This window comes from Acetobacter persici (genome assembly GCF_018256955.1).
In the GTDB taxonomy this organism is placed as follows: domain Bacteria; phylum Pseudomonadota; class Alphaproteobacteria; order Acetobacterales; family Acetobacteraceae; genus Acetobacter; species Acetobacter persici.
The window spans coordinates 43,492-68,644 of sequence record NZ_JAERKU010000004.1 but is presented as its reverse complement, the minus strand read 5'-3'; the positions used below and the strand labels follow the sequence as shown (position 1 = coordinate 68,644).

The following is a 25,153-nucleotide window of genomic DNA, read 5'->3' as shown; positions in this document are numbered from 1 at the left end:
GTGTCGGCGGATAAAGTCCTGACTGAACGCCGCGCAAAGCCACACCCGCCAGATATCTGGCGCGGTATGGCCTTGCTAAGGCGTCTTGAGAGAGCGGCGTTATTCCACCGCCGCCCGCAGGCCTGCCCCGGCGGCCAGTGGGCAGAGGGGAATGGCGGCGGCCAGGAACGCGCCCAGCAGTTCAAGATCCGGAGCCCAGGGCAGGCCGGTGCGGGCGGCGTCAATCGCTGCGGCCCCAAAAATCAGGGCTGGCGTGATAAGTGGCAGCACCAGCAGGGGCAGAAGAACACCGCCGCGTCTGGCCCCCAGCACAATTGAGGCCCCCATGCCCCCTATAAGAGAGAGGACCATCGACCCCAGCAGCAGACCCGCCAGTAAAATAGGCAGCGTGGCGGTGGGCAGGCCAAGCATAATAGCCAGCGGCACGGCGGCCAGCAGCAAGGGTACACCGGTGGTCAGCCAGTGTGCGGTAATTTTGGCGAGCGCGACCAGAGAGGGTGGCAGACCCAGCAGCAGAAGCTGATCAAGTGATCCGTCTTCCAGTTCAGCGCCAAACAGGCGGTCCAGCGGTAGCAGGGCGGCCAGCAGGGCGCAGACCCAGATAATGCCGGGCGCCATGTGGCGCAGCAGTTCGGGCGAGGGGCCAAGAGCAAGCGGAAACAGTGTACCTGTTAAAATAAAGAAGAGAACCGCGCCCAGCGTGTCCGCGCCGTGGCGCAGGGCCAGCCGCAGGTCCCGGAGGACAACGGCACAAAAGAGCTCCATCATGCTGCGTCTCCCGCCAGACTGGTCTCTTCCGCACCCCACCAGCCCCGGCTCTGGTCTGGCATGCCGGGCAGGGCCAGATGGCTGACTTCTCCTAAGGGCAGAGGGACATGGGTTGTCGCCACAACAAGGCCGCCCTGCGCGCGGTGGGCGGCAATGGCGTCCCCCAGCAGGTCTACGGCGGCGGCGTCCAGCCCGAGGCTCGGTTCATCCAGCAGCCAGAGCGGGGCCTGCGCCAGTAGCACACGGGCCAGCGCCGTGCGGCGCTTCTGCCCGGCGGACAGCAGGCGGGCGGGCAAGGTGGACAGGTGCAGAAGGTCAACGGCTTTCAGCGCCGCGTCCATCTCTCCACCGCCAGCGCGGGCAAACAGCGCCAGATTTTCCTGCACGGTCAGGCTGGGCTTGAGGGCATCCTGATGCCCCAGATACGCCACGCGGGCTGCATGCGCCGTCCGGTCCTGCGTGACAGGCGCGCCATCCCACAGCAGAGCGCCGCCATCCGGGCGCCGCAAACCCGCGAGAACACGCAGCAGAGTGGACTTGCCTGCGCCGTTAGGGCCGGTCAGCAACAGCGCGCCGCCAGGGTCCAGCGTTAAGCTGACATCATCCAGCACCAGACGATCCCCCCGGAAAACTGACAGAGACTCAGCAACCAGCCTGGGAAAGGACTCGGAAAAAAGCTCGGAGATGGGACTTCTCCTTATTGTTACCAGTTAAACACCGCCAAAGCCGGGGTGTTCGCGTTTTCGTGGTCGCCTGCCCGCTTGTGCAGCGCCAGACTGCCGGTATGTTCTACCGTCATCGGGATATCAAGCCGGCCGCCCGGAAGACCGGGTGAGTGCAAAACGCCGCACATGGCGGCGTGCCGGCTCCGGAACGTATCACCAGCCATGGGCTGTGATCGGGGAGAAGGGTTACTATGAAGACGGTTGGGCACGATTCACTCAAGACAGGTCGCACGCTCTCGGTTGATGGCAAGACCTACCATTATTTTTCCATTCCCGAAGCGGCAAAGACCATTGGCGATATCAGCCGTCTGCCTGTTTCGCTGAAAGTGCTGCTGGAAAATGTGCTGCGCTTTGAAGATGGTCATTCCTACAACGTGGATGACGCCAAGGCGATTGCAGGCTGGCTGCCGCAGGGAAGCAGCACCAAGGAAGTGCCGTTCAAGCCTTCCCGCATTCTCATGCAGGACTTTACCGGCGTGCCGGCTGTGGTCGATCTGGCCGCCATGCGCGACGGGATTGTGAAGCTGAACGGCAACCCGCAGAAGGTGAACCCGCTGGTGCCGGTCGATCTGGTGATTGACCATTCCGTGATGGTGGACGTCTACGGCTCACAGGATGCGCTGCAGAAAAACATCACGCTGGAATTCGAGCGCAATGGTGAGCGTTATGCGTTCCTGCGCTGGGGGCAGGAAGCGTTTGAAAACTTCTCGGTTGTCCCGCCGGATACGGGGATCTGCCATCAGGTGAACCTCGAATATATCGCGCAGGTTGCCTGGACCGCCAATGTGGATGGCAAAGACTACGTTTATCCGGACTCCCTGTATGGCACGGACAGCCACACGACCATGATCAACGGTCTGGGCGTTCTGGGCTGGGGTGTTGGCGGGATTGAGGCTGAAGCCGCCATGCTGGGCCAGCCGATTGCCATGCTGGTGCCGGACGTGATCGGCTTCCGTCTGACGGGGAAGCTGCCGGAAGGCGCGACTGCAACCGATCTGGTGCTGACGGTTACGCAGATGCTCCGTAAAAAGGGCGTTGTGGGCAAGTTTGTTGAGTTCTTTGGCCCGGCTCTGGACCACCTGCCGGTGGCTGACCGCGCAACCATCGCCAACATGGCTCCGGAATATGGCGCAACCTGCGGCTTCTTCCCGGTTGATACACTCACACTGGACTTCCTGCGTGAAACCGGCCGTGACGAACACCGCATCAAACTGACGGAAGAATACCTGCGCGCGCAGGATATGTTCCGTACATCCGACACGCCGGAACCCGTCTTTACGGATGTTCTGGAACTGGATCTGTCCACGGTTGTGCCGTCCATCTCCGGCCCCAAACGCCCGCAGGACCGCGTGGTGCTGAAGGAAGCCAAAACCGCGTTTGAAAAAGAACTGACCTCTTCACTGGGTGTTCCGGCAAACGACGCAAACAAGAAAGTGCCGGTCGCCGGGACCAATTATGAAATTGGTCAGGGTGATATCGTCATTGCCGCCATCACCTCCTGCACCAACACGTCCAACCCGGCCGTGCTGATTGCCGCAGGGCTTGTGGCCCGCAAGGCCCGCGCACTGGGCCTGACGCCGAAACCGTGGGTGAAGACCTCTCTGGCGCCCGGCTCTCAGGTGGTGACGGATTATCTGGACCGCTCCAAGCTGTCTGAAGATCTGGATGCCATGGGCTTCAACACCGTGGGCTACGGCTGCACCACCTGTATCGGGAACTCTGGCCCGCTGCCGTCCCATATTGTGGACGCCATTGAGAACAACGACCTTGTGGCCGTTTCTGTTCTGTCTGGTAACCGTAACTTTGAAGGCCGTATTTCTCCCAACGTGCGCGCCAACTATCTGGCCAGCCCGCCGCTGGTGGTTGCCTATTCTCTGCTGGGCACCATGCGGAAAGATATCACGACCGAGCCGCTGGGCACGTCCAAGGATGGCAAGCCGGTTTATCTGAAAGATATCTGGCCTTCCAACAAGGAAATCGCGGATCTGATCGGGTCTTCCATCAACCGTGAAGAGTTCATCAACCGCTACAAGAACGTGTCTAAAGGCACGAAGGAGTGGCAGGACCTGAAGGTGGCCACAGGGTCTGAAACCTACAAGTGGGACCCGAACTCCACCTACGTGCAGGACCCCCCGTACTTCAAGGATATCACGCCGGAACCGGCAGCACGTGGCGGCATTGAAAACGCCCGTATCCTTGCTGTTCTGGGTGATAACATCACGACCGATCACATCTCACCCGCCGGTGCCATCAAGAAGGATTCTCCGGCAGGCCGTTATCTGATCGAGCATGGTGTGGAACCGCGGGACTTCAACTCCTACGGCTCACGCCGCGGGAATGACCGTGTGATGGTGCGTGGCACCTTCGCCAACATCCGTATCAAGAATGAGATGCTTCCCGGTACCGAAGGGGGGCTGTCCAAGCACTTCCCGGATGGCAAGGAAGGCTCCATTTACGATGTCGCGATGGAATACAAGAAAGAGGGCACCCCTCTGGTTGTGTTCGGCGGTAAGGAATACGGCATGGGGTCCTCCCGTGACTGGGCCGCGAAAGGCACCTTGTTGCTGGGCATCAAGGCCGTGATCGCGGAGAGCTTTGAACGTATCCACCGTTCCAACCTTGTGGGCATGGGCGTCCTGCCTCTGCTGTTCAAGGAAGGCACAACCCGCCAGACCCTTAAGCTGAAGGGTGATGAAATCATCACCATCAAAGGTCTGGAAAAAATCACCCCGCGGATGGATGTGACCATGACCATCACACGGGCTGACGGGTCTACGCAGGATGTGCCGCTTCTGTGCCGCGTCGATACACTGGACGAAGTTGAGTATTACCGGCATGGTGGCATTCTCCAGTATGTGTTGCGTGGGATGACCAAAGCTGCCTGACGATTTTCTTGTTCCACCGGAACATCAGAACGCCGGCCCGGATAACTCCGGGCCGGCTTTTTGCCTTGAAAATGAACCTGTTGTGCTGGATGCACAGGATATTCACAAAAGCTTTGGGGACGGTGCTATTCTGGGGGGCGTATCCCTTCAGGTGCGCAAGGGGGAACTTGTCTCCATCATCGGCCCTTCAGGGTGTGGGAAATCAACATTTCTGCGCTGTCTGAATTTTCTGGAAATTCCGGACCGTGGCACCATTAACGCCATGGGTGTGACCATTGCCCGGGATGGCGGACCCTGGCGCCGTGCGGATGAGCACGTTGCGCACCGGCTCCGCACCCATGTCGGGATGGTTTTTCAAAACTTTAATCTTTTTCCGCATCTGAGCGTGCTTGATAACGTTCTGCTTGCCCCGCGTGTTGTGAAGGGCGAGACGGGACCGGCTGAGCGGGATGAGGCGATGGCGTTGCTGGAAAAGGTCGGGCTGGGCCGTGTGGCGCAGCGTTACCCTGTTTCTCTTTCTGGCGGGCAGCAGCAGCGCGCCGCCATTGCGCGGGCGCTGGCCATGCGGCCCGAGATCATGCTGTATGACGAACCGACTTCGGCTCTGGACCCCATTGTGGCGGAGGAAGTGCTGGGCGTGATGCGCACGCTGGATGATGAAGGCATGACGCAGATTATTGTCACGCATGATATGCGGTTTGCGCAGGTGGCCTCAGATACAATCGTTTACATGGATGGCGGCCACATTATTGAATCCGGGCCGCCGGAAATCCTGTGTGTGAATCCGGCAGATGACCGGACCCGGCGTTTTTTGAGGACTGTTTTGTGAAGCACGGCATGTGGCGCCAACTGGCCCGGTTTTTAACCGTTCCGCATTGGCTGATCTGCGCAATGCTTATGGTGCTGCTGGCCGGAGGGGGCTTTCCTCACGCAGCTTACGCGGAACAGCCTTTGCGCTGGGGTGCCGATGCCTCGGCGGATGTGCCCTACACCTTTCATGACCCCAATAATCAGGCCCGGCTGACCGGGTTTGAATATGACCTGATGCAGTCTCTGGGCGAGCATATCAGCAAGCCTGTGCAGTTTGTCCAGAATGACTGGGACGGACTGATTCCCGGGCTGCAGCGTGGCCTGTATGAAATGGTGATCTGCGGGATTGAGATCACGCCCGAACATGCGGAAGGGATTGATTTCAGTATTCCGTATTACGTCACGTCCGAGCGGATTGTTGTGCGGCGCAGCGGCCCGACGCTCTCCAGTCTGGAGGCGCTGAACGGGCATGTTGTTGGCACCATGAAGGCCACGCAGGCGGAGCGTATTCTGGCGAACCATCCGCAGGTGCAGGTTCGCACCTATGATGAAGAAACCAATGTTTTTATGGATCTGGTCAATGGCCGCACGGATGCCGTGCTGATTGACGGACCCATCGCCCAGTATTACGGCGCGACCAACCCGGACCTGCAACTGGTGGGGGAGCCAGTCGGCACGGTGTCTTACGGCATTGCGTTTGCCAAAGGGCAGAATGCGGCCCTGCGGGAGCAGGTCAATACGGCGCTGCAAGCCATGAAGAAAGATGGCAGCCTGCACCGGATTCTGGCGCGCTGGAACCTGTGGACGCCGCAGGCCGCGGCATGGGCTGACGATGCGTCTACCCCGGCGATCGAGCCTGTGAGCTGGAATGACTACGTCGCCGCTCTGCATGGGTCCTCCGGCTGGCGCGCCAAAGTGGCGCGGTATGCAAGCTTTTTGCCGTTGCTGGCCAAAGGCGCGGTGCTGACGCTGCTGGTTTCACTCTGCGCCATGGTGCTTGCTGTGGGGCTTGGGCTGACGCTGGCCCTGCTGCGGCTGTATGGTCCGGCTCCGCTGGCAGCACTGTCCTCCTTCTATGTGGAGGTTGTGCGCGGCACCCCGCTGCTGATCCAGATTTTGCTGATTTTCTACGGTCTGCCGCAATGCGGCCTGAACCTGACGCCGTTTGTGGCCGGGGTGCTGGCGCTCGGGCTGAACTATGCCGCCTATGAAGCCGAGAATTACCGGGCCGGATTGCAGTCCGTCGCACGGGGGCAGATGGAAGCGGCTCTGGCACTGAACATGACGCATGTGCAGGCCCTGCGCTACGTGGTGGTGCCGCAGGCGTTCCGGCTCGTCATGCCCGTCATGACCAATGACTTCATTTCTTTGCTGAAAGACTCCTCTCTGGTCAGTGTCATTACTCTGACGGAGCTTACCCAGACTTACATCCGGCTCTCCTCAACCTATTTTGATTATTTTGGTACGGGGCTTATGGTCGGCGGAGCGTATCTTCTGCTTGGTCTGCCGTTTGTCCGGCTGGCTCGCATGGCGGAAAAAAAGCTCTCGCAGCCGCATATCAGGCGGCGTTAAAGCCGCCTGCCAATGCGCTTACGGCATGGCGGGGCAGAGAACACACCGTATTGTCTCCTAAAGGAGATTAAGTCACAAATAAGACAAATAGCCTGATAGGTTTGGGTTATCACTTGTTTCTGTCTGCGGGTGTGGGACGCGGTGTAATAAACCGGGCTGTCCGGGTCTGACATATTCCAAGGGCGGCGGCGGGTCATGGCGGAATCTCTGCAAAAAAGTCCGGGATTGAATGGATCTTCTTTCAGCACTGCACAGCTTTGTCCGCGTGGCGGCCACAGGCTCCTTTTCTGCTGTCTCGAGAGAGACGGGAGTTAGTCAACCAACCATCTCCCGCCATATTGCGTTGCTGGAAGCGCATTACGGGACAACGCTGTTTGCGCGCACAACCCGCAGCCTGATGATGACGGAAGACGGGCGCAGCCTGCTCCCGCATGCGTATGAAGTGCTGGAAATTCTCGAAACCGCGGAAACTGTTCTGGGCCGCCGCCGGGCTTCGGTCTCCGGGCTGGTCAGACTGGGGATGACAACCGCATTCGGACTCTATTTCACCAGCCGTCTGGGGGAATTGCTGGACCGCCATCCGGACCTGTCTGTTGAAGTTGTTATTCGGGACGGGTTTGGGGATCTGGTTGAAGAAGGGCTGGATCTGGCCGTGCGGGTTGGTGAGATTGCCGAAGGCTCCCTGATTGCCCGCAAGCTTGGCGTCGTCCGCAAATGGCTTGTGGCATCCCCGGCCTGTCTGGCGCGCTGTGGCACGCCCCAGCACCCCAGAGAGCTTCCGGAATATCCGGCTATTGTCTACAATTATGGCGGCGGCCGACATGACTGGAACCTGTTCCGGGACGAAGAGGAAAGCGTGATCGCGCCTTCAGCCGTGTTCCGCGCCAATAGTAGTGAGGCTGTGTTGTCGGCTGTTTCAGCCGATATTGGTATTGGTCTGCTGCCGGAATTTCAGGTGCGGCAGGATGTGGAGTCCGGCAAGCTGGTCAGGCTTTTTCCGGACTGGAAAATTCCCAACCTGCCGTTCTACGCCGTGCATACCGGTCCGCGCACTCTGCCGCTGCGTACCCGTACCGTGCTGGATTTTCTGGTGGAAGTTTCATCAGAAGTTCTGCGGGACGATCTGCCCGCCTGACGAAAATCAACACCATGCCGAAGGGCTGCCAGAGCATCCCCGGCATGGTGTTGCATTTAGCTGTGAAAGCCGGGGTCCGTTGCGACCGCCTGAGGCAGTGGGGCGCTGCTATCCACTTCCCCTTTATAGCTCTTGCGCAGATAAGGCAGCCAGCCTTTCAGCCAGGTGTCTGTGCGGCCGACAAAGTCAGCCACCACGGGGGCATCCGCCATGCCGCCATGCGACCAGTTTTCGGGTGACCCCGGCACAACCGCCTTCGGGCCGGGGAGGGCCGGGCTGATCAGCGTGTGAATGGTCGCAAAGTCCACGCCTTTGCCAGACTTGCTTTTTTCAATCCGCGTCCATGCAGCATCCACCAGAACGGGTGGAAGCTGAAAGCCCATCATGCCAAGCCGTTGCAGCGCGGGCGGGATAAAGAGCGGGCTGCTCAGCATGCCCTGAAGTGCCTGATTGGATGTGATGAACAGGTTGTTCACCACCTTGATGGGGGATGTCATCCAGCATTCTGTGCGGTTTCCATCCTGCGGCAGATCCCCCACGGTAAAATTGAACGTGCTGTGGCACTGGGCCTCAAGCTGTTCCGTCGCGGATGCCGGGAGGGACTGCGTCGTGGCCTGCGCAATAATAAAGCCCGTTACGGCCCCCTGTTCAGAGCGGACAAAAATGGATGTCAGAACTTCTCCGTGCTCCACATCATCCTGATAATTCAGGACAGGGTGCCACTTGCCCGCAGGCAGCGGGAGCTGCCGCCCGGCAAAGGGAATCACGCCCTCAAACTGCGCATCCATTGGCGGCTGGGAGACCATCCGCCGCCCTTCATCACCCCCATCCGGCTGTGCGTCTGTGCCGGGGGCAGACCGGCCCATCATGTGGCCTACCTTGGAGGTCAGCGTACCGTAATACGGCAACCGGTTGACCAGCCAGGGGGCAGGGAACAGCACGGAAAACACCCCGCACACACCGGTGGTAATCAGGGCCGTGCGCCACAGGGGCGCGCGTTGCCAGAGGCGGGTAAAAGCGGACATGCCGGGGTGCTCAGTTCAGAGTAAAATCAAAAGCAGATGTAAGGCTCGTCAGGAAGAGCAGCCTCACGGTGTCAGGCGGGCATGAATGGCATCCCCGTTATCGGGCGTACCATCCGCGATTTTGGCGGTAATCGTGCCATCGTCGTCCCGCACGATGCGCACCATCTCGGCACCCTGCTGGCGGGCAATAATCAGCGATTCGCTGATCATATCCTCAATGGAGCGGACCAGATCACGCGCGGAGGCGGAATCCCCCATGCGGCTCTGGCGGCGCATCACGTCCATCAGCAGGCCTGCGTCAATGCCGCCGGTTTCCACTTTCAGGCCGTAGCTTTCAATCATACCTTCAATTTCCAGCGCGGAAACACGGGCAATATCCAGCCCTTTCAGCGCACGGAACACAAAGATGCGATCCAGACGGTTGAGCACTTCGGGCGCAAAGCCAGCCTGACGCAGCGCCTCGACCGACTCGGCGCGCATGCGATCCGGGTCATTATGCAGGCGGTCGGCAATTTCCGTCAGCGCATCGGTGGCGATGTTGGAGGTCAGCACAAAGATGCTGCGTACGGTGGAAATCTGCTGCCCGGTGGAGGCTTCCGTCACATGCCCGTCATTCCAGGCGGTCAGGAATTTTTTGAAAACATCCGGGTGGGCTTTTTCAATTTCATCCAGCAGCACAACGGCATCCGGCTTTTCCTTCAGGCCGCCGGTCAGTTTGCCGTAAGTGTCAGACCCCACATAGCCTTTAGGCGAGCCAAAAAGCTGTGTTGCGGCGTGCGGGCTGCTCATCTGCGTCATATCAAAATGCAGCAGAGGGCGCTCAAGCTGGCGGGCAAGCTGTTTGGCCAGATAGGTTTTGCCGGTGCCGGGCGGCCCGGCCAGCAGGAAGATCCCGACCGGCTTGCCACGGACCTGCAGGGCGAGGCGGCGGCGGAGCTGGGTTGCGATATCCTCGCAGACCTGATCCTGCCCGATAACGCGGGCGCGCAGGTTGGCGGCCAGTTCCTCAGCGTCAATTGTTGTTTCCCGCTGCTCACGCGCCAGCATTTCTTCCAGTGCGTTGCGGTTGGTCAGTCTGGCGAGAACATCCATCATCCACCCCCGTCGGCGTAACAGGCCCTTGCGTGCGAGCCGTTCTGCGCGTGTTTCAAATAAGAGCCCCCCGATTGTCAGGAGCCCGCCTACCGCAGCCAGCACGGGCCAGGCCGGCGCACACCATTCCATGAAGTGGGTGAGGGAGGCCAGAGAGAGGTGCAGGCTGATCGCCATCTGGACACTGGCAAGCACCAGAAAGATGACCATCATCAGCGGCATAAGCCGGTTAAGAGCCGGAAGAAGAGCTTTCATTGCGCGATCACCGTCAGGCCAAGTGTGTCACCCTGATGCATGATGGGCAGCGCCTGCGGGCCAAACATGGTCACCACACCACTTCCGATCCCGATAGCACCGGGGTCAGACGATGGAATGATATCAACATTCCCGCTGACTGTAATGGGAAGAATCAGAACAGTCGGTTTAGGCTGAAGCAGGACTGTCTGGTGCATAGTGCCACACGCCACCGTAACCGTGCCGCCAGCTCCCGTTGCATCAAAAATCGGCATGGCCACCAGCCGCAGTTCCCGCCGCTTCACGCCGGCCAGAATGTCGGCCTTTTCCTTTTCAGAAAAGCTGGTCATGGCCAGAGCTTCCGCCGCCTTGTCCGGGGCAATCAGGGAAAACTGCACACCGGGGCGCGGCTGAGCCGTGCTGCCGTTCTGCTCGGCACTGCCTCCGGCGAGAGGCGCTGTGGGGCTGCCGGTGTTTGAGCCGGCGTAATGAAAGCCAGCTCCGGCCACCAGAGCGCAGGTTGCCAGTGCGACCATGATGAGGCGCAAATGAGAGGGTTTTTCCTCTTTTTCTGGCTGTGCCTTGTATGCGGGATCAGGCGAATACGTCATAAAACAATCAGACATATCCGGGCGGGAAAGCGCAAGGCCTGAGACTGCAGCAAAGGCCTGAAAAAAGAATATGTCTGATTAATTTCTTTTTCACGAATTCAGCCGGGCGGGGCAGGCGACTCTCTTTCCGCTCTTGCAGCGTGGCGGTGTATCCCCTACATGGAGGATCATCCTTTCATTGAATTCAGAATTTTGGGGGGTGGCCTTGACGGGCCGCCTTTTTTGCATTGGACGCTGATCTGCCTGCTCATTCCGGTCTTGAAGCCCGGCTTGTCGCCCTTGTGGCGCCAACGCTGGAAGACATGGGATATGAAATTGTCCGCATTGCGGTGCTGGGGCGTGAAAGCCCGACCGTGCAGATCATGGCAGACCGCGCGGATGGTTCGCTGATCAGCGTGGAAGATTGCGAACGTATCAGCCATGCGGTCGGCGCCGTGCTGGATGTGGAAGACCCTATTCCGGGGGCGTGGACTCTGGAAGTTTCCTCCGCGGGAATCGACAGACCACTGACCCGCGCCAAGGACTGGAACCGCTTTGCCGGGCATCAGGCCAAGGCCGAAGTGCTGGTGCCAATTGACGGCCGCCGCCGGTTTTCCGGTGTTGTGCTTGGGGCGGAAGATGGTATTGCCCGGCTGCGGCTGGATGATGGGACCGAGGCCGCCCTGCCGCTGGAAGAAATCCGGCGGGCAAGACTGGTCCTGACAGATGCCCTGATCGAGGCGAGCGCGCAGATGGCGCGCCCGGCCGAAACGGGTGAAGAAGAAAAGAGCAAGGTCGGGGAAGAAGATCCGGCCGGGCGCAAGTTACACTGATCAAGCCGCCTGCTTTGGAGAGCTGAGAGTATGGATACCTCTGTTTCCCGTCCTGAACTGCTGCTGGTTGCAGATGCTGTCTCGCGCGAGAAAGGAATCGAGCGCGAGGAAGTTCTGGAGGCCATGGAGCAGGCCATCCAGAAGGCCGGTCGTGCAAAATACGGGCACGAAAAAGATATTCGCGCGACGATTGACCGCCGGACCGGGGAAGTCCGCCTTTCCCGCTGGACTGAAGTGGTTGAGACGGTAGAGAACGAAGAAACCCAGATCCCGCTGGCGATTGCCAGCAAGTTCCAGCCCGAAATCAAGGCTGGCGAGTATCTGGTTGATCCGCTGCCGCCGATTGATTTTGGCCGTATTGCCGCCCAGACTGCCAAGCAGGTGATTGTCCAGCGCGTGCGTGAATATGAACGCAAGCGCCAGTACAATGAGTTCAAGGATCGCGTGGGCGAGATTGTGAACGGCACTGTCAAGCGGACCGAGTATGGCAACCTGATGGTTGAAATCGGCTCTGCGGAAGCGCTGCTGCGCCGTGATGAACTGATCCCGCGTGAAACATTCCGCAACTCGGACCGCGTCCGCGCCTATATCTATGATGTGCGTGACGAACCGCGTGGCCCGCAGATTTTCCTCTCCCGCACGCATCCGGCCTTTCTGGCCAAGCTGTTTGCGCAGGAAGTGCCGGAAATCTACGATGGTATCATCGAGATCAAGGCTGTGGCGCGTGACCCCGGTTCCCGCGCAAAAATGGCCGTTATCTCCCGTGATGCGTCTATCGACCCGGTCGGGGCCTGCGTTGGTATGCGTGGCTCCCGCGTGCAGGCCGTTGTGGCGGAATTGCAGGGTGAGAAAATCGATATCATCCCCTGGAGCCCGCAGGCTGCCACCTTTGTGGTGAATGCCCTTGCTCCGGCTGAAGTCAGCAAGGTGGTGATGGATGAAGAAGCCGGCCGCGTTGAAGTGGTTGTGCCGGATGAACAGCTTTCGCTGGCCATCGGTCGCCGTGGCCAGAACGTGCGTCTGGCCAGCCAGCTTACGCGCTGGGATATTGATATTCTGACGGAAGCGGAAGAATCCGAACGCCGTCAGGAAGAATTCCGCCGCCGGACCAATCTGTTTGTGGAAGCGCTGGACGTTGATGACGTCATTGCAGGGCTGCTGGTCACAGAAGGATTCCACACGGTTGAAGAACTGGCCTATGCTGACCCGGACGAGCTGATTGGTATTGAAGGCTTTGACGAGTCGGTGGTGGGTGAGCTGGTTCAGCGCGCCGAAGCCTATCTGGTGCGTCAGGAAGAAAACCTTGATGCCAAGCGCCGTGAGCTTGGTGTGACGGACGATATCGCCAATCTCGGGGTCTTCACGAACCAGATGCTTGTGACGTTGGGTGAAAAGGGTGTAAAAACCCTCGACGACCTCGCTGACCTGGCTGGTGACGAGCTTGTCGAGATTCTCGGATCCGATGCCATTGAGGAAGATGCTGCCAATGAAATCATCATGGCGGCGCGTGCTCACTGGTTTGATGGAGAAGAGGGTAAGCCTTCCGATCAGGAAGAAGGCTGAGCAGGGACTTCGGGCCTGACGAACAATGAGTGGTGATTTGCCCGAAGCGTATGATGATGAGAAAGGTCCCCTGCGGCGTTGCGCGGTAACGCGGGAGCAGGGGCAGCCCTCCCTGATGATACGGTTTGTGGTGTCACCCTCTGGTGTTGTTGTCCCGGATCTGGACGCCCGTCTTCCCGGACGGGGAATATGGTTGAGCGCCCGGCGGGATGTGATAGAACAGGCCCGCAAACGCGGCGTGTTCGCACGCGCCGCGCGGTGCCAGGTTACAGTACCGGAAGATCTGTCCGCTCAGGTGGAGGCGGGTCTGCTCCGGCGTATGGTGGAACTTCTTGGGCTGGCGCGGCGTGCCGGGCAGTCCATAAGCGGTTTTATGAAGGTGCGGGAATGGGTTGCGCAGCGTCGTGCTGCCGTGATCGTTCACGCATCGGATGGAAGCGGAGATGAACTTGGGCGGCTCATGTCGGGCGCCAGGGACCTCCCCGTGGTTGAGGCGCTCTCAACGGAAGACCTTGCAAAGGTTTTCGGGCGGGAGCGAGTTGTGAATGCGGCGCTGGCGGCCGGGGTTCTGGCCTCGCGTCTGTGTTGTGAGAATAAGCGTTTTTCGGGGGTTGCCGATGGCGGCTCCCGGGTTCGTCGGACCTTTCCGGCGGATGGGTGTGAACAGGCGGGTCAATGAGCGAAGGCAAGGATCAGGATCAGGGCAAGGGGCGTCTGTCCCTTCGACCGGCAGGGCGTTCGGACGTCGGACGGACGGTTGATGCCGGGTCCGTGCGGCAGAGTTTCAGCCATGGGCGTTCGAAGGTTGTACAGGTTGAGGTGCGCAAAAAGCGTGGCCCCGGTACTCCTGGTGGCGCTGGTGGGCGAGGTGCCGGCGGGCGGGCCGGGGGTGGTCGCACCCTGACGGCTGCTGAACTGGCCATGCGCCAGCGTGTGCTGGTGGAGCAGGCAAAAGAAGCTGCTGAGGCTGAACGGCGTGAGGCCGAACGGCGCGAACAGGAAAAGATTCAGATCCTGTCTGCGGCTGAAGAAGCACGTCGTCGGGAAGAAGACGAAAAGCGTGCTGCGGAAGAGCAGGCCGCTGCTCAGGTTGAGGCGGAAGAAGCCGAACGTAAGGCCCGTATTGACGCCATCAAGCCGATCGAGCCGAAAGGCCCAGTTGTGTCGGCTGTGCCGATTCCGGGTGAAGTGACGCTTGCACCGCCCGTTAATCGCCTGAAGCCTCTGGCTGAACGTGCAATCATGCCGGCCCGTCCGCTCAAACCCGCAACACCCCGCCCGCAGCCTGCTGCGAGCACGGGTGCGGAAGCTCCGGCGGCTCAGACCCTGCGTCTGCGTGGCCGTGGCGCGGAAGGCGATGATGAACCGCGTCGTGCGCCCGCACGCCGTCCGGGTGGCGGCGGTGCACCGCCGAGCCGCAAGAGCGCCGGGCCGCGTAAAAATGATTCCGGGCGCCGTGCAGGCCGTATTGACGTGCAGGCCGCGATCGAAGGGGATGATGACAAGACGCGTTCACTCGCATCTGTGCGTCGCCAGCGTGAGCGTGAACGCCGTCAGGCTGAGCTTGAACGCCTGCGTGCCGATCAGGTCCGCGTGGTGCGTGATGTGATCCTGCCGGAAACTATTACCGTGCAGGAACTCGCCAACCGTATGGCCGCCCGTCAGGGTGAGGTTATCAAGGCGCTGATGAAAAACGGCGTCATGGCGACTGTCACGCAGAGCATTGATGCCGATACGGCCGAGCTGATTGTTGAAGAATTCGGCCACCGCGTGCGCCGTGTTTCTGAAAGCGACGTCGAACTGGGGATCGAAGGCGTTGAGGATCAGCCCGAAGAGCTGGTTTCTCGTCCGCCGGTTGTGACCGTGATGGGCCATGTTGACCATGGTAAGACCTCCCTGCTTGATGCGCTGCGCACCACGGATGTGGCCGCAGGGGAAGCCGGTGGTATTACCCAGCATATCGGTGCCTATCAGGTCACGCTGAAGTCTGGCGCGAAGATCACGTTCCTCGATACACCGGGCCATGAGGCGTTTACCGCCATGCGTGCCCGTGGTGCATCCATTACTGACGTGGTGGTGCTGGTGGTGGCAGCGGATGACGGCGTGATGCCGCAGACGATTGAAGCCATCAAACACGCCAAGGCTGCGAATGCGCCGATCATTGTGGCGATCAACAAGATCGACAAGCCGGGTGCAAACCCGGACCGGGTGCGGCAGGAACTGCTGAACCACGAGATTGTTGTGGAATCCATGAGCGGTGACGTTCAGGACGTGGAAGTGTCCGCCACTAAGCGTCTTGGTCTGGAACAGCTTGAAGAAGCCATTCTGCTGCAGGCCGAAATTCTCGACCTGAAAGCTAACCCGGACCGCTCTGCGGAAGGTGCGGTGATTGAAAGCCGTCTGGATCGTGGCCGCGGTTCTGTGGCCTCTGTGCTGGTGCAGAAAGGCACCCTGCATAAGGGCGACATTGTTGTGGCTGGTTCTGAATGGGGCCGTGTGCGTGCGCTGCTTGATGACCGTGGTCGTCAGATTACGGATGCAACGCCGTCCATGCCGGTTGAAATTCTCGGCCTGACAGGTGTGCCGTCTGCTGGCGCGCCGTTTGTTGTCGTGGAAAATGAAAACCGCGCCCGTGAGATTTCCGAGTTCCGTCAGCGGAAACTGAAGGAGCATCAGGTTGCTGGTCAGGTTGCCGCCCGCGGCACGCTGGACCAGATGCTGGCGCGGATTCAGGCTGGTGAGCAGAAGGAAGTCGCGGTCCTTATCAAGGCCGACGTGCAGGGGTCTGCTGAAGCCATTCAGACAACCGTGCTGAAGCTGGCGCATGAAGAAGTCGCGGTGCGGGTGCTTAACGCAACGGTGGGGCAGATCACGGAAAGTGATGTGCAGTTCGCCAAGGCGTCTGATGCCATCATCATCGCCTTCAACGTGCGCGCCACGGCGCAGGCCCGCACCCTCGCCCAGCGCGAGGGTGTGGAAATCCGCTACTACTCCATCATCTATCAGGTGGCGGATGACGTGGAACAGCTGGTGCGCGGCAAGATTGCGCCCAAACATCGCGAGAAGTTCCTGGGTTATGCCGAAATCCGCAAGGTTTTCGAAATTACCAAGGTCGGAAAAGTGGCCGGTTGCTACATTACGGAAGGCGTGGTCAAGCGCGGCTGTGGTGTGCGTCTGCTGCGTGATGGCGTGGTGATCCATGAAGGTGACCTGAGCCAGCTCAAACGCTTCAAGGACGATGTGAAGGAAGTGGCCAAAGGCTACGAGTGCGGTCTGTCTTTCGCGGGGTATAATGACCTGCGCGAGGGTGACGTGGTCGAGTGCTTTGAAAGCGAACTGGTGCCTGCATGAGCCGTCGCAACGGATCAGGCAAGGCAGGGAATGCAGGACCGGCGGGATATCTCGCCGGTCTTTCTCCATTAGGGCCGTCCCAGCGCCAGTTGCGCGTGGGTGAAGAAGTGCGGCGCGTGCTGGCGGAACTGTTTGCCCGCACCACATTCCGCGACCCGGATCTGGCAGATGCTACGGTCACGGTGACGGAAGTCCGGCTTTCTCCCGACTTTAAACACGCCACGGTTTTTGTGGCACGCCTTGGCCGAAGCGATGTGGATGCGTTGCTGCCTGCTCTCAAGCGGGTCGGGCCATGGTTGCGGACCCAGATGTCCCACAAGCTGCGTCTGCGCGCAGCACCGGAATTGCATTTCCAGCCGGATACGACACTGGATGTCGCGATGCATATGGATTCGCTGCTGAAATCCCCGGATGTTCAGCGCGATCTGGGGTCTAAAGACCACGACGAGGAAGAGCCGGAAGACTGAGACTTTCAGCTTTTCTGACTGTTCAGCTCTTCCAGGGCTGAACGACGGGGCGGATGGCAAAATTACTTTGTATCCGCACTACCCCCGGCATCCGGGATAATTCTTCTTTATGAATCCGTTCGTAATCTGACATGTCGCGGGCTTCCACGCGCAGCAGATAATCTGCGTCTCCCGTCATCAGGTAACATTCTTTGACATCCGGGCATTCGCGCGCCCGGCTTTCAAAGCGGCGCAGGCAATCATCGGTCTGCCGTTCCAGTGTGATCTGCACAATGACGGTGGACATGCTGTGGACCGCGTTTTTATCAATAATAGCGCGGTAGCCCTGAATAACGCCTTCCTGTTCCAGTATTTTAACCCGGCGCAGACAGGCGGACGGGGAGAGCCCGACCTTCTGGGCTAGTTCCGCATTGCTCATGCGGCCATCATGCTGAAGGTGGCGTAAAATCGCGTCTGTCAGGCGGTCGAAGATCATAAGGCGATATCCTGCTTTTCTTCACATAATCTACAGGAAATTTGGAGATGTGTCGCATTTTATGCGGCTGATCGACAGGATATTCCACAGGCTTTTTGTTAAGGTTTTGGAGTCGAAATATTCTGGATGGTTAGCTGTGGCGTCTTCCTGTGTTTCTGTTTCTCCTGACTGGCCAGCACATCGGGCCGGAGCAATTCTGACGGTTGACCTTGCCGCGATTGCTGCAAACTATCGTCTGCTGGACGCCAGAACCCCCGGCGCGCTCTGTGCCGCCGTCGTCAAGGCAGATGCGTATGGTCTGGGGGCTGCGCAGGTTGCCCCGGTGCTGGAGCAGGCCGGAGCGCGGCATTTTTTTGTCGCGCATGTGGATGAAGGTCTGGCTCTGCGGCAATGGGTCTCCCCGGCTACGCAGATTACCGTGTTGCACGGCGCGCGCCCTGAAGCCGTGGAAGACAGTGTTCGCTCCGGCCTGCGTCCTGTTTTAAATTCTCTTGAGCAGATCAGTCAGTTGCAGAGTCTGGCAAAACAGCTTGATCGCCCGCTGGATGCGGTCCTGCAACTGGATACCGGCATGTCCCGCTTTGGTCTTTCCGGCGCGGATGTCCAGCGTCTGGTACAGGAGCCTGAGCGCCTGACGGGTATTTTTCTCAGCCTGATCATGAGCCATCTGGCCTGCGCTGATACGCCGGAAAACCCTGCCAATGCGGACCAGCTCCGCACGTTGCAGACATATGCGGCTTTGCTGCCAAAGGCCCCTCTCAGCCTTGCGGCATCCTCCGGTATTTTTCTGGGGGAAGCGTTTCATCAGAGCCTTGTTCGGCCCGGTGCGGCTTTGTACGGCATTGCGCCGAACACATCCGGCCCCAACCCTCTTGCACCGGTTGTGACATTGCAGGCGCATATTCTGCAAATCCGGCAGTTATCCAAGGGAGATCGGGTGGGATACGGGCTGACATGGCAGGCAGACGGGCCGCGGCGTGTCGCGACCATCGCCACCGGCTACGCGGATGGCTTTGCCCGGCAGGGGGCTGCCAAAGGGTGTGCGTGGTTCCGGGGCCAGAGGCTGCCTCTGCTTGGCCGCGTCTCCATGGATTCCATGACGGTGGATATCTCCGCCATTCCGGAAGGGCAGATCACCGCGGATGATACGGTTGATCTGCTGAATGACGCCTATGGGGTGGACGCACTGGCGGCGGCTGAAGGCACCATAGGGTATGAAGTGCTGACGTCGCTCGGGCGACGCTATCATCGTGTTTATAAAAATACTGAACAGAGCATCTGAATTTCTAAAAAGGCGTTTACCATGAAGGTTGTTGTTCTTGGTGGTGGTGTTGTGGGCGTAACCTCGGCCTGGTATCTGGCGCAGGCCGGGCACGAGGTCACGGTGGTCGAGCGTCAGCCGGAATCCGGGATGGAAACCAGTTTTGCCAATGCGGGGCAGGTTTCTCCGGGCTATTCCGCCCCGTGGGCCGGGCCGGGTGTGCCGCTAAAATCCATCAAATGGCTGATGATGGCGTACCGGCCCTTCGTTTTCTGGCCAATGCCGGACCCGCATCTGTGGACATGGCTTGTGCAGATGCTGGAAAACTGCACGACTGCGGCCTATGACCGCAATAAAGGCCGGATGGTGCGTCTGGCGGAATATAGCCGGGATGTCATGATGGACCTGCGGGCCCAGACGGGCATTACGTATGATGATCGCCAGCAGGGCACATTGCAGGTCTTCCGCACCCAGAAGCAGCTTGATGGTGCTGAGCAGGATATTGCGGTGCTGAAGCAGTATCAGGTGCCCTATGAGGTTCTGGACCGGGCGGCCTGTGTACAGGCGGAACCGGGGCTGGCCGATGCCGCCAACAAGATTGTGGGTGGCCTGCGCCTGCCGGGTGATGAGACGGGGGATGCCTTCAAATTCACCCAGCGTCTTGCCAGAATGGCGGAAGAGGCTGGCGTGACATTTCTGTATAATACCCGCATCAAACAGCTTTTATCCGAAGGCGGCCGCATTACCGGTGTAGAGACCAGCAAAGGCGTGCTGACTGCGGATTCCTATGTTCTGTCTCTGGGGAGTTTCTCCCCGGCTCTGGTGCGTTCTCTGGGGATAAAGCTGCCGATCTACCCGGTAAAAGGCTATTCTCTGACAGCAGATATCACCAATGCGGACCGTGCTCCGGTTTCAACAATTATGGATGAAACCTTCAAAATCGGTATTACCCGTCTGGGTGACCGTGTGCGGGTGGGCGGCACGGCGGAGCTGGCCGGGTTCAGCCGTCGCCTGCGGGCTCCACGTCGCGCCACGCTGGAACATTCCGTGACGGATCTGTTCCCCGACTGCTGTGATGTGCCGGGTGCATCCTTCTGGACAGGCCTGCGGCCCATGACGCCGGATGGCACACCTATTATCGGCCGTACCGGGCTGGAAAACCTGTTCCTGAATACCGGGCATGGCACACTGGGCTGGACTATGGCCTGTGGTTCGGGCCGGGTTCTGGCAGATATTATGTCCGGCAAGAAACCCGATATTGCCTATGAAGATCTGAATATTTTCCGCTACCAGACAGCCTAAAAATTCATGTCATAACTGACATATTTCTGTAAAAAACCAGTATTGTCATGATGTTTGACGTGCCGCCTGCCCGAAAAGGCAGGCGGTTTTCTTTTCTGCATGCTGAACATGCAGGCCATGCAGAAGCGTGTGGTCTATGTTTTTTCAAAAAACTGTAAAACCGATCAGGCAGAAAAAATGTTTTTCTGAGAAAACATATTTTCCGCTGGCGTATGACATAGATATGCTTCGTTTGGATGCTGTGTTGGCGGCCGAACAGGGATGTTCATGTTGCTCCTGATGTTTTTATAGGATGGGCCTTGGTCGTTATGCTGCCAGACTGGTTTTTCTTGCCTTCCCGCTTCGCTTCTCTTTTCCGCCGTGCCTGCCGACCGGTTCCTCCCTGTGCCCAGCGGCTTTCTTTAGGCGTCAGCCTGCTTGCCGTAGCAGGCAGCCTGACCGCGATGCCGGTTGCGGCCTACGCGGCGGGCACACAGGCTGCGGGCGGGCAGGTGGCGGCCCCACAGACTTCCGCAATGCCTGCGCCGCCTTCCGCCAGCCAGCAGCGGCAGGCTGCCCGCCTGTCCACCAGCGTTGTGTTCAGGCCCAGCCGCACCGATATGGCGCTGATTGAGGATCTGGAACATCGGACGTTCCTGTGGTTCTGGGAAGCAGGGGATGCAAAGACCGGACTGGTGCCGGACCGTTACCCGTCTGACCAGACACAGGCGAGTGTTGCCTCCATCGGCTTTGGCCTGACGGCATATGGCATCGGGGTGGAGCGGGGTTACATTACGCGCCAGCAGGCCATCGGGCGGACTTTGAACACCCTGCGTTATCTCTCCAGCCTGCCACAGAATGACAGCATGGAAAAATCCTCTGGTTATCACGGGTTTTTCTATCACTTTCTGAATAAAGATACTGGACTGCGCTTTAATAAAGATATTGAACTGTCCAGTATTGATACTGCGTTACTGATGCAGGGTATTCTGTTTGCCGAAAGTTATTATACGCAGAATACGGCGCAGGAAGCGGAAATTCGCACGCTGGCCAACGCGCTGTATCAGAATGTGGACTGGGTCTGGATGCGCCGCCCTGACCTGCGGCTGAGCATGGGATGGTCCCCGGAGCGCCAGTTCCTGCCGAATTACTGGGAAGGATACAGTGAGGGCATGATGGCCTATATTCTGGCCCTTGGTTCTCAGAAGCATCCGCTGGACTCTGCCTCATGGCAGGTCTGGCTGACGACGAATGACCGGCGGTGGGGCGAGTATTACGGTCAGACCCTGCTGAATTTTGCGCCCATGTTCGGCCACCAGTACACTCACTCCTGGATTGATTTCCGCGGGATTCAGGATGACTGGAACCGGGAAAAGGGCATCGACTATTTTGAAAACAGCCGCCGCGCCACCTACGCGCAGCGGACCTACGCCATGACCAACCCCGGTAAATGGCAGGATTACGGGAAAGATGTGTGGGGCCTGACGGCGAGTGACGGGCCGGGGGAACTGACGCAGACTGTTGGGGGCACGCCACGCCATTTCATGTCCTATTCCGCACGTGGGACGGGGCGTGACTATACGCAGGATGATGGCACGATTGCTCCGACGGCGGCGGGCGGTTCCGTTGCCTTTGCTCCGGAAATTGCCATTCCAGCCCTGCGGGAAATGAAACACCGTTACGGCAGCCATATCTATAGCCGTTACGGGTTTGTGGATGCCTTCAACCCCAGCTTCCACAACGCGGACAAGTCTTTCTGGTCTGATACGGCCTATCTGGGCATTGATCAGGGGCCGATTCTGCTGATGATTGAAAACTGGCGCAGCGGGCTGGTGTGGAACACCATGAAGCGTAATCCGGCCATCAGGCAGGGTTTGCTCAAAGCCGGGTTCCGGGGGGGCTGGCTTGGGGAAAGTGCAGACAATGTCTCTGCACCGTTTCCCGCAACGCATGCCAGCGCAGCCCCGTCTGACCAGCCTGAGTCAGGCAGCCAGCATGCCCGCGCACGGGCGTCTGCCCGCAGCGGTGCGCAGCAGGCAGGGTGATACCCGGCGGCGTTTATCCCTGATAGGACGCTATTTCGATCAGGTTCTGGTCCGGGTCGTGGCAATAGACGGATGTAATCGGCCCCAGTGCGCCAAGCCGCGCAACGGGGCCTTCCACCACGGTCACACCGCATTTTTGCAGATGCTCAATCACATCATCACTTGTGACGGCGGTGACAAAACATAAGTCATTCCCGCCGGGCAGCGCATGCACGGCGGTCTCCCATCCTGTGGCGTCCTGCGGGCGCAGGTTGAGTTTCTGCCCCCCAAAACGCAGAGCAGTGCGGTTGTTGCGCCCGTATTCCTCACGCTCCATGCCCAGCACGCGCTGGTACCATGAGGCAGAAATTTCGAGGTCTCTTACAGTCAGGACCGCATGGTCCATCCGGTCAACAGTAAAGCGCATGAAGCAACCCGGCTCCTCTGGCTGGCCCGCCTTCCCATAAGGCGGGCATTCTGAACGTGTCAGCTCAGTTCAGCGTAGAAGTCATTTCCCTTGTCGTCGATAACAATAAAGGCGGGGAAGTCTTCAACCTCGATTTTCCACACGGCTTCCATGCCCAGTTCGGGATACTCCAGCACCTCAACCTTGCGGATACAGTCCTGCGCCAGCCGGGCAGCCGGACCACCGACAGACCCCAGATAGAAGCCACCATAAGTCTGGCAGGCTTCCTTCACCGCTTTGGAGCGGTTGCCTTTGGCCAGCATGATGTAGGAGCCGCCCGCGGCCTGAAGCTCGGCCACGTAAGAGTCCATGCGTCCGGCTGTGGTCGGGCCAAAGGAGCCGGTTGCCATGCCTTCCGGCGTTTTGGCGGGGCCAGCGTAATAAACGGGATGGTCTTTCAGATATTGCGGCAGGCCCTCACCCCGTTCCAGCCGTTCCCGGAACTTGGCGTGGGCAATATCCCGCGCCACAACGACTGTACCGGTCAGCGCAAGGCGGGTTTTGACCGGGTAGCGGGAGAGTTCTTTGCGGATATCATCCATCGGGCGGTTGAGGTCGATTTTCACAGCCTCGCCTTCCAGATGTTCATCCGTGGTTTCCGGCAGGAAGCGGGCCGGGTCATGTTCCAGCTCTTCCAGAAAGAAGCCATCCGCCGTGATCCGCGCCTTGATCTGCCGGTCCGCCGAGCAGGAGACGCCCATCCCGACAGGCAGGGAGGCACCGTGGCGCGGCAGGCGGATCACGCGGACATCATGGCAGAAATATTTACCGCCAAACTGAGCGCCAATGCCCAGCTTGCGCGTCAGGTCCAGAACCTTCTGCTCCATCTCCACATCCCGGAAGGCGTGGCCGGTCATGCTGCCGCTGGTGGGCAGGCTGTCATACCAGTGGGTGGAGGCCAGTTTGACGGTCTTGAGCGTCTGCTCGGCCGACATGCCGCCAATCACAATGGCCAGATGGTACGGCGGGCAGGCGGATGTGCCGAGTGTTTTGATTTTAACATCCAGCCAGTCCAGCAGCTTCTGCTCGGACCCCAGCAGGGCGCGGGTTTCCTGAAACAGGAAGGTCTTGTTGGCAGAACCGCCGCCCTTGGCCACAAACATCAGGTCAAACTGTTCATCATGATGCGTGGCGGGGCTGGCGAAAATATCGCACTGCACCGGCAGGTTGGTTCCGGTGTTTTTTTCCTCGAACATGCTGAGGGGCGCCATCTGGGAATAGCGCAGGCTGGTACGGGTATAGGTTTCATACACGCCTTTGGAGAAGGCGACTTCCTCATCACCTTCCACCCACACGCGCTGGCCTTTTTTGCCGAAAACAATGGCGGTGCCGGTATCCTGACACATAGGCAGCACGCCCCCTGCGGCAATGCAGGCATTTTTCAGCAGGTCCAGCGCCACGAAGCGGTCATTGTCCGAGGCTTCGGGGTCTTTGAGGATGCTGGCAAGCTGCTTGAGGTGCGCCGGGCGCAGATAATGCGCAACTTCATGAAAAGCCTGCGCCGTGAACTCCGTCAGGGCTTCCGGCGTGATGTGCAGGATGGTCTTGCCGCCACATTCCGATGTGCTGACACCGGCGATATCCACCTTCCGGTAGGACGTGGTGTCCTCCCCCAGAGGAAAAATGGGGGAGTAGGTAAAGGCGGGTACCGGGGGGCGAGGGGGCTGGCTGGTCATGATGTGCTGAACTCTCCGTCGGCCTGCCCCGAAAAGTGGGGCTTAACCGGGTGATGGCCCCTTCTTGCGAAAGGCGTCAAGACTGACAACCTGTGAGGAGGAGTCACTTTCCGCTGAGCCTTCCGCCTCGTCCCCAGCCGGGGTGGCCGCCGGGGCTTCTGCCACGGGCGCGGACTCTTCGTCCGGTTCCGCCGCCGTGAAATGCAGGCTGAGATGGATGGAAGGGTCCGCAAAACCGGTAAAGGCCCGCACGGGAATTTCCAGAATGGAGCCGACGCCGCCAAAGGACAGACCAACCGAGACTTTCCCTGCCGTGCGGTCCACATTCAGGTCCCAGAACTGGTGTTGCAGCACGATCGTCATTTCATGCGGGTACTGCGCGCGGAGCCGGTCCGGGATCACCACGCCGGGGATATCCGTGCGGAATGTCAGGTAAAAATGATGTTCCCCCGCAAGGCCTTCACGGCTCACATAGTCCAGAGCGCTCAGCATGACGCCACGATAGGCGTCCTCCAGCCATGTTTCATAAGGCAGCAGGCTTTCTGGCGGGAAAACGCCATTTTCCGGGGTGTTATCGTGGTCATCCGCCATGACTGCTCTCCTCGTTTGCGCCGGGTCGACATTCCGGCGTTCTGTCATATCACTCTGCCGTCAGCCATGCGTGAAAGAGGGGGGAAGTGCAAGTCGGCATGGCATAATTCTGCAACACATCCGGCTGGCAGACGCGCCACCGCTGCCTCTTCAAAAGTTCTTGATCCGCGCCTGCCAGGGGTGCTTACGGGACGTGCTGAGTGCTGAGTGCTGAGTGCTGAGTGCTGAGTGCTGAGTGCTGAGTGCTGAGTGCTGAGTGCTGAGTGCTGAGCCTGTGCCAGGCCACATCCCTGATTTCTGCGCAGGAGAATCTTTTAGGGGAAGGACGC

At 59.4% G+C, this 25,153-nt stretch carries 21 protein-coding genes and 1 pseudogene; 12 read left to right on the top strand and 10 right to left on the bottom strand.

The window, feature by feature from the left end:
* Nucleotides 1-99: 99 nt before the first annotated feature.
* The 3 genes and pseudogenes from ccmB to JK199_RS06825 form a co-directional block, all read right to left on the bottom strand.
* Nucleotides 100-768 (bottom strand): heme exporter protein CcmB, encoded by a 669-nt coding sequence (gene ccmB, locus JK199_RS06835; protein ID WP_077930646.1) that lies wholly within the window; start codon nucleotides 766-768, stop codon nucleotides 100-102.
* Nucleotides 765-1,418: pseudogene (gene ccmA, locus JK199_RS06830) on the bottom strand (heme ABC exporter ATP-binding protein CcmA); the annotation flags it as partial. The pseudogene ccmA and the gene ccmB, both read right to left, overlap by 4 nt.
* A 53-nt stretch (nucleotides 1,419-1,471) precedes the next feature.
* Nucleotides 1,472-1,621 (bottom strand): hypothetical protein, encoded by a 150-nt coding sequence (locus tag JK199_RS06825; protein WP_157762970.1) that lies wholly within the window; start codon nucleotides 1,619-1,621, stop codon nucleotides 1,472-1,474.
* A 63-nt stretch (nucleotides 1,622-1,684) separates the two neighbouring features.
* On the opposite strand from JK199_RS06825, the gene acnA reads away from it, so the two are divergent.
* From acnA to JK199_RS06805, 4 genes are all read left to right on the top strand, one after another.
* Nucleotides 1,685-4,378, top strand: a complete 2,694-nt coding sequence (gene acnA / locus JK199_RS06820; protein ID WP_086655812.1) for an aconitate hydratase AcnA — start codon at nucleotides 1,685-1,687, stop codon at nucleotides 4,376-4,378.
* Between the two features lie 82 nt (nucleotides 4,379-4,460).
* Complete coding sequence (locus tag JK199_RS06815) at nucleotides 4,461-5,207, top strand: amino acid ABC transporter ATP-binding protein (RefSeq protein WP_077930643.1); 747 nt, start codon at nucleotides 4,461-4,463, stop codon at nucleotides 5,205-5,207.
* Between the two features lie 62 nt (nucleotides 5,208-5,269).
* Nucleotides 5,270-6,760: an ABC transporter substrate-binding protein/permease gene (locus tag JK199_RS06810; RefSeq protein ID WP_077931729.1), complete on the top strand. Its 1,491-nt coding sequence runs from the start codon at nucleotides 5,270-5,272 to the stop codon at nucleotides 6,758-6,760.
* Nucleotides 6,761-6,989: 229 nt separating this feature from the next.
* Nucleotides 6,990-7,895 (top strand): LysR family transcriptional regulator, encoded by a 906-nt coding sequence (locus JK199_RS06805; protein WP_077930642.1) that lies wholly within the window; start codon nucleotides 6,990-6,992, stop codon nucleotides 7,893-7,895.
* A gap of 56 nt (nucleotides 7,896-7,951) precedes the next feature.
* On the opposite strand, the gene JK199_RS06800 is transcribed toward JK199_RS06805, so the two are convergent.
* The 3 genes from JK199_RS06800 to JK199_RS06790 form a co-directional block, all read right to left on the bottom strand.
* Entirely contained in the window at nucleotides 7,952-8,920 is a 969-nt protein-coding gene (locus JK199_RS06800; protein ID WP_212374758.1) for a hypothetical protein, read from the bottom strand.
* Between the two features lie 63 nt (nucleotides 8,921-8,983).
* Complete coding sequence (locus tag JK199_RS06795; RefSeq protein ID WP_086656227.1) at nucleotides 8,984-10,267, bottom strand: AAA family ATPase; 1,284 nt, start codon at nucleotides 10,265-10,267, stop codon at nucleotides 8,984-8,986.
* On the bottom strand, nucleotides 10,264-10,872 hold the full coding sequence (locus tag JK199_RS06790; protein ID WP_244984956.1) for a hypothetical protein: 609 nt from the start codon (nucleotides 10,870-10,872) through the stop codon (nucleotides 10,264-10,266). Before JK199_RS06790 ends, JK199_RS06795 begins: the two co-directional genes overlap by 4 nt.
* A 212-nt stretch (nucleotides 10,873-11,084) precedes the next feature.
* On the opposite strand from JK199_RS06790, the gene rimP reads away from it, so the two are divergent.
* From rimP to rbfA, 5 genes are read left to right on the top strand one after another with little or no spacing between them, the layout of a single operon-like run.
* Nucleotides 11,085-11,669, top strand: coding sequence for a ribosome maturation factor RimP (rimP, locus tag JK199_RS06785; protein ID WP_025828907.1), 585 nt, complete (start codon nucleotides 11,085-11,087; stop codon nucleotides 11,667-11,669).
* Between the two features lie 30 nt (nucleotides 11,670-11,699).
* Nucleotides 11,700-13,232 carry a transcription termination factor NusA gene (gene nusA / locus JK199_RS06780; protein WP_077930640.1) on the top strand — a complete coding sequence of 511 codons (1,533 nt, stop codon included), beginning with the start codon at nucleotides 11,700-11,702 and terminating at the stop codon, nucleotides 13,230-13,232.
* A 25-nt stretch (nucleotides 13,233-13,257) separates the two neighbouring features.
* Nucleotides 13,258-13,911, top strand: coding sequence for an RNA-binding protein (locus JK199_RS06775; protein ID WP_077930639.1), 654 nt, complete (start codon nucleotides 13,258-13,260; stop codon nucleotides 13,909-13,911).
* Nucleotides 13,908-16,583, top strand: a complete 2,676-nt coding sequence (gene infB, locus JK199_RS06770) for a translation initiation factor IF-2 (protein WP_212374756.1) — start codon at nucleotides 13,908-13,910, stop codon at nucleotides 16,581-16,583. The genes JK199_RS06775 and infB overlap by 4 nt, the downstream gene beginning before the upstream one ends.
* The gene (rbfA, locus tag JK199_RS06765) at nucleotides 16,580-17,050 is read left to right on the top strand and encodes a 30S ribosome-binding factor RbfA (RefSeq protein ID WP_025829500.1); all 471 of its coding nucleotides are present in this window, start codon (nucleotides 16,580-16,582) and stop codon (nucleotides 17,048-17,050) included. The genes infB and rbfA overlap by 4 nt, the downstream gene beginning before the upstream one ends.
* Before the next feature lie 22 nt (nucleotides 17,051-17,072).
* Here the strand turns inward: rbfA and JK199_RS06760 are convergent, their stop codons facing one another.
* Nucleotides 17,073-17,525 (bottom strand): Lrp/AsnC family transcriptional regulator, encoded by a 453-nt coding sequence (locus JK199_RS06760; RefSeq protein ID WP_035375174.1) that lies wholly within the window; start codon nucleotides 17,523-17,525, stop codon nucleotides 17,073-17,075.
* Nucleotides 17,526-17,661: 136 nt separating this feature from the next.
* On the opposite strand from JK199_RS06760, the gene alr reads away from it, so the two are divergent.
* From alr to JK199_RS06745, 3 genes are all read left to right on the top strand, one after another.
* Nucleotides 17,662-18,807, top strand: a complete 1,146-nt coding sequence (alr, locus tag JK199_RS06755; RefSeq protein ID WP_342356298.1) for an alanine racemase — start codon at nucleotides 17,662-17,664, stop codon at nucleotides 18,805-18,807.
* 21 nt (nucleotides 18,808-18,828) lie between these two features.
* Nucleotides 18,829-20,088, top strand: coding sequence for a D-amino acid dehydrogenase (locus tag JK199_RS06750; RefSeq protein WP_212355287.1), 1,260 nt, complete (start codon nucleotides 18,829-18,831; stop codon nucleotides 20,086-20,088).
* Between the two features lie 515 nt (nucleotides 20,089-20,603).
* Nucleotides 20,604-22,112 carry a glucoamylase family protein gene (locus JK199_RS06745; protein ID WP_244984976.1) on the top strand — a complete coding sequence of 503 codons (1,509 nt, stop codon included), beginning with the start codon at nucleotides 20,604-20,606 and terminating at the stop codon, nucleotides 22,110-22,112.
* A 13-nt stretch (nucleotides 22,113-22,125) separates the two neighbouring features.
* Here JK199_RS06745 and JK199_RS06740 read toward each other — a convergent pair whose 3' ends face one another.
* The 3 genes from JK199_RS06740 to JK199_RS06730 are packed head-to-tail and all read right to left on the bottom strand — an operon-like array spanning nucleotide 22,126 to nucleotide 24,824.
* Nucleotides 22,126-22,518, bottom strand: a complete 393-nt coding sequence (locus JK199_RS06740) for a VOC family protein (RefSeq protein ID WP_212355291.1) — start codon at nucleotides 22,516-22,518, stop codon at nucleotides 22,126-22,128.
* 59 nt (nucleotides 22,519-22,577) lie between these two features.
* Complete coding sequence (locus tag JK199_RS06735; protein ID WP_212374753.1) at nucleotides 22,578-24,233, bottom strand: fumarate hydratase; 1,656 nt, start codon at nucleotides 24,231-24,233, stop codon at nucleotides 22,578-22,580.
* A 42-nt stretch (nucleotides 24,234-24,275) separates the two neighbouring features.
* The gene (locus JK199_RS06730; RefSeq protein ID WP_212374752.1) at nucleotides 24,276-24,824 is read right to left on the bottom strand and encodes an SspB family protein; all 549 of its coding nucleotides are present in this window, start codon (nucleotides 24,822-24,824) and stop codon (nucleotides 24,276-24,278) included.
* Nucleotides 24,825-25,153: the final 329 nt, after the last annotated feature.

Coding starts and splice junctions, on each gene's coding strand:
- ccmB (WP_077930646.1), bottom strand. CDS start 768: ATGATGGAGCTCTTTTGTGCCGTTGTCCTCCGGGACCTGCGGCTGGCC.
- JK199_RS06825 (WP_157762970.1), bottom strand. CDS start 1,621: ATGTGCGGCGTTTTGCACTCACCCGGTCTTCCGGGCGGCCGGCTTGAT.
- acnA (WP_086655812.1), top strand. CDS start 1,685: ATGAAGACGGTTGGGCACGATTCACTCAAGACAGGTCGCACGCTCTCG.
- JK199_RS06810 (WP_077931729.1), top strand. CDS start 5,270: ATGCTTATGGTGCTGCTGGCCGGAGGGGGCTTTCCTCACGCAGCTTAC.
- JK199_RS06805 (WP_077930642.1), top strand. CDS start 6,990: ATGGATCTTCTTTCAGCACTGCACAGCTTTGTCCGCGTGGCGGCCACA.
- JK199_RS06800 (WP_212374758.1), bottom strand. CDS start 8,920: ATGTCCGCTTTTACCCGCCTCTGGCAACGCGCGCCCCTGTGGCGCACG.
- JK199_RS06795 (WP_086656227.1), bottom strand. CDS start 10,267: ATGAAAGCTCTTCTTCCGGCTCTTAACCGGCTTATGCCGCTGATGATG.
- JK199_RS06790 (WP_244984956.1), bottom strand. CDS start 10,872: ATGTCTGATTGTTTTATGACGTATTCGCCTGATCCCGCATACAAGGCA.
- nusA (WP_077930640.1), top strand. CDS start 11,700: ATGGATACCTCTGTTTCCCGTCCTGAACTGCTGCTGGTTGCAGATGCT.
- JK199_RS06775 (WP_077930639.1), top strand. CDS start 13,258: ATGAGTGGTGATTTGCCCGAAGCGTATGATGATGAGAAAGGTCCCCTG.
- infB (WP_212374756.1), top strand. CDS start 13,908: ATGAGCGAAGGCAAGGATCAGGATCAGGGCAAGGGGCGTCTGTCCCTT.
- rbfA (WP_025829500.1), top strand. CDS start 16,580: ATGAGCCGTCGCAACGGATCAGGCAAGGCAGGGAATGCAGGACCGGCG.
- JK199_RS06760 (WP_035375174.1), bottom strand. CDS start 17,525: ATGATCTTCGACCGCCTGACAGACGCGATTTTACGCCACCTTCAGCAT.
- JK199_RS06750 (WP_212355287.1), top strand. CDS start 18,829: ATGAAGGTTGTTGTTCTTGGTGGTGGTGTTGTGGGCGTAACCTCGGCC.
- JK199_RS06745 (WP_244984976.1), top strand. CDS start 20,604: ATGCCTGCGCCGCCTTCCGCCAGCCAGCAGCGGCAGGCTGCCCGCCTG.
- JK199_RS06740 (WP_212355291.1), bottom strand. CDS start 22,518: ATGCGCTTTACTGTTGACCGGATGGACCATGCGGTCCTGACTGTAAGA.
- JK199_RS06735 (WP_212374753.1), bottom strand. CDS start 24,233: ATGACCAGCCAGCCCCCTCGCCCCCCGGTACCCGCCTTTACCTACTCC.
- JK199_RS06730 (WP_212374752.1), bottom strand. CDS start 24,824: ATGGCGGATGACCACGATAACACCCCGGAAAATGGCGTTTTCCCGCCA.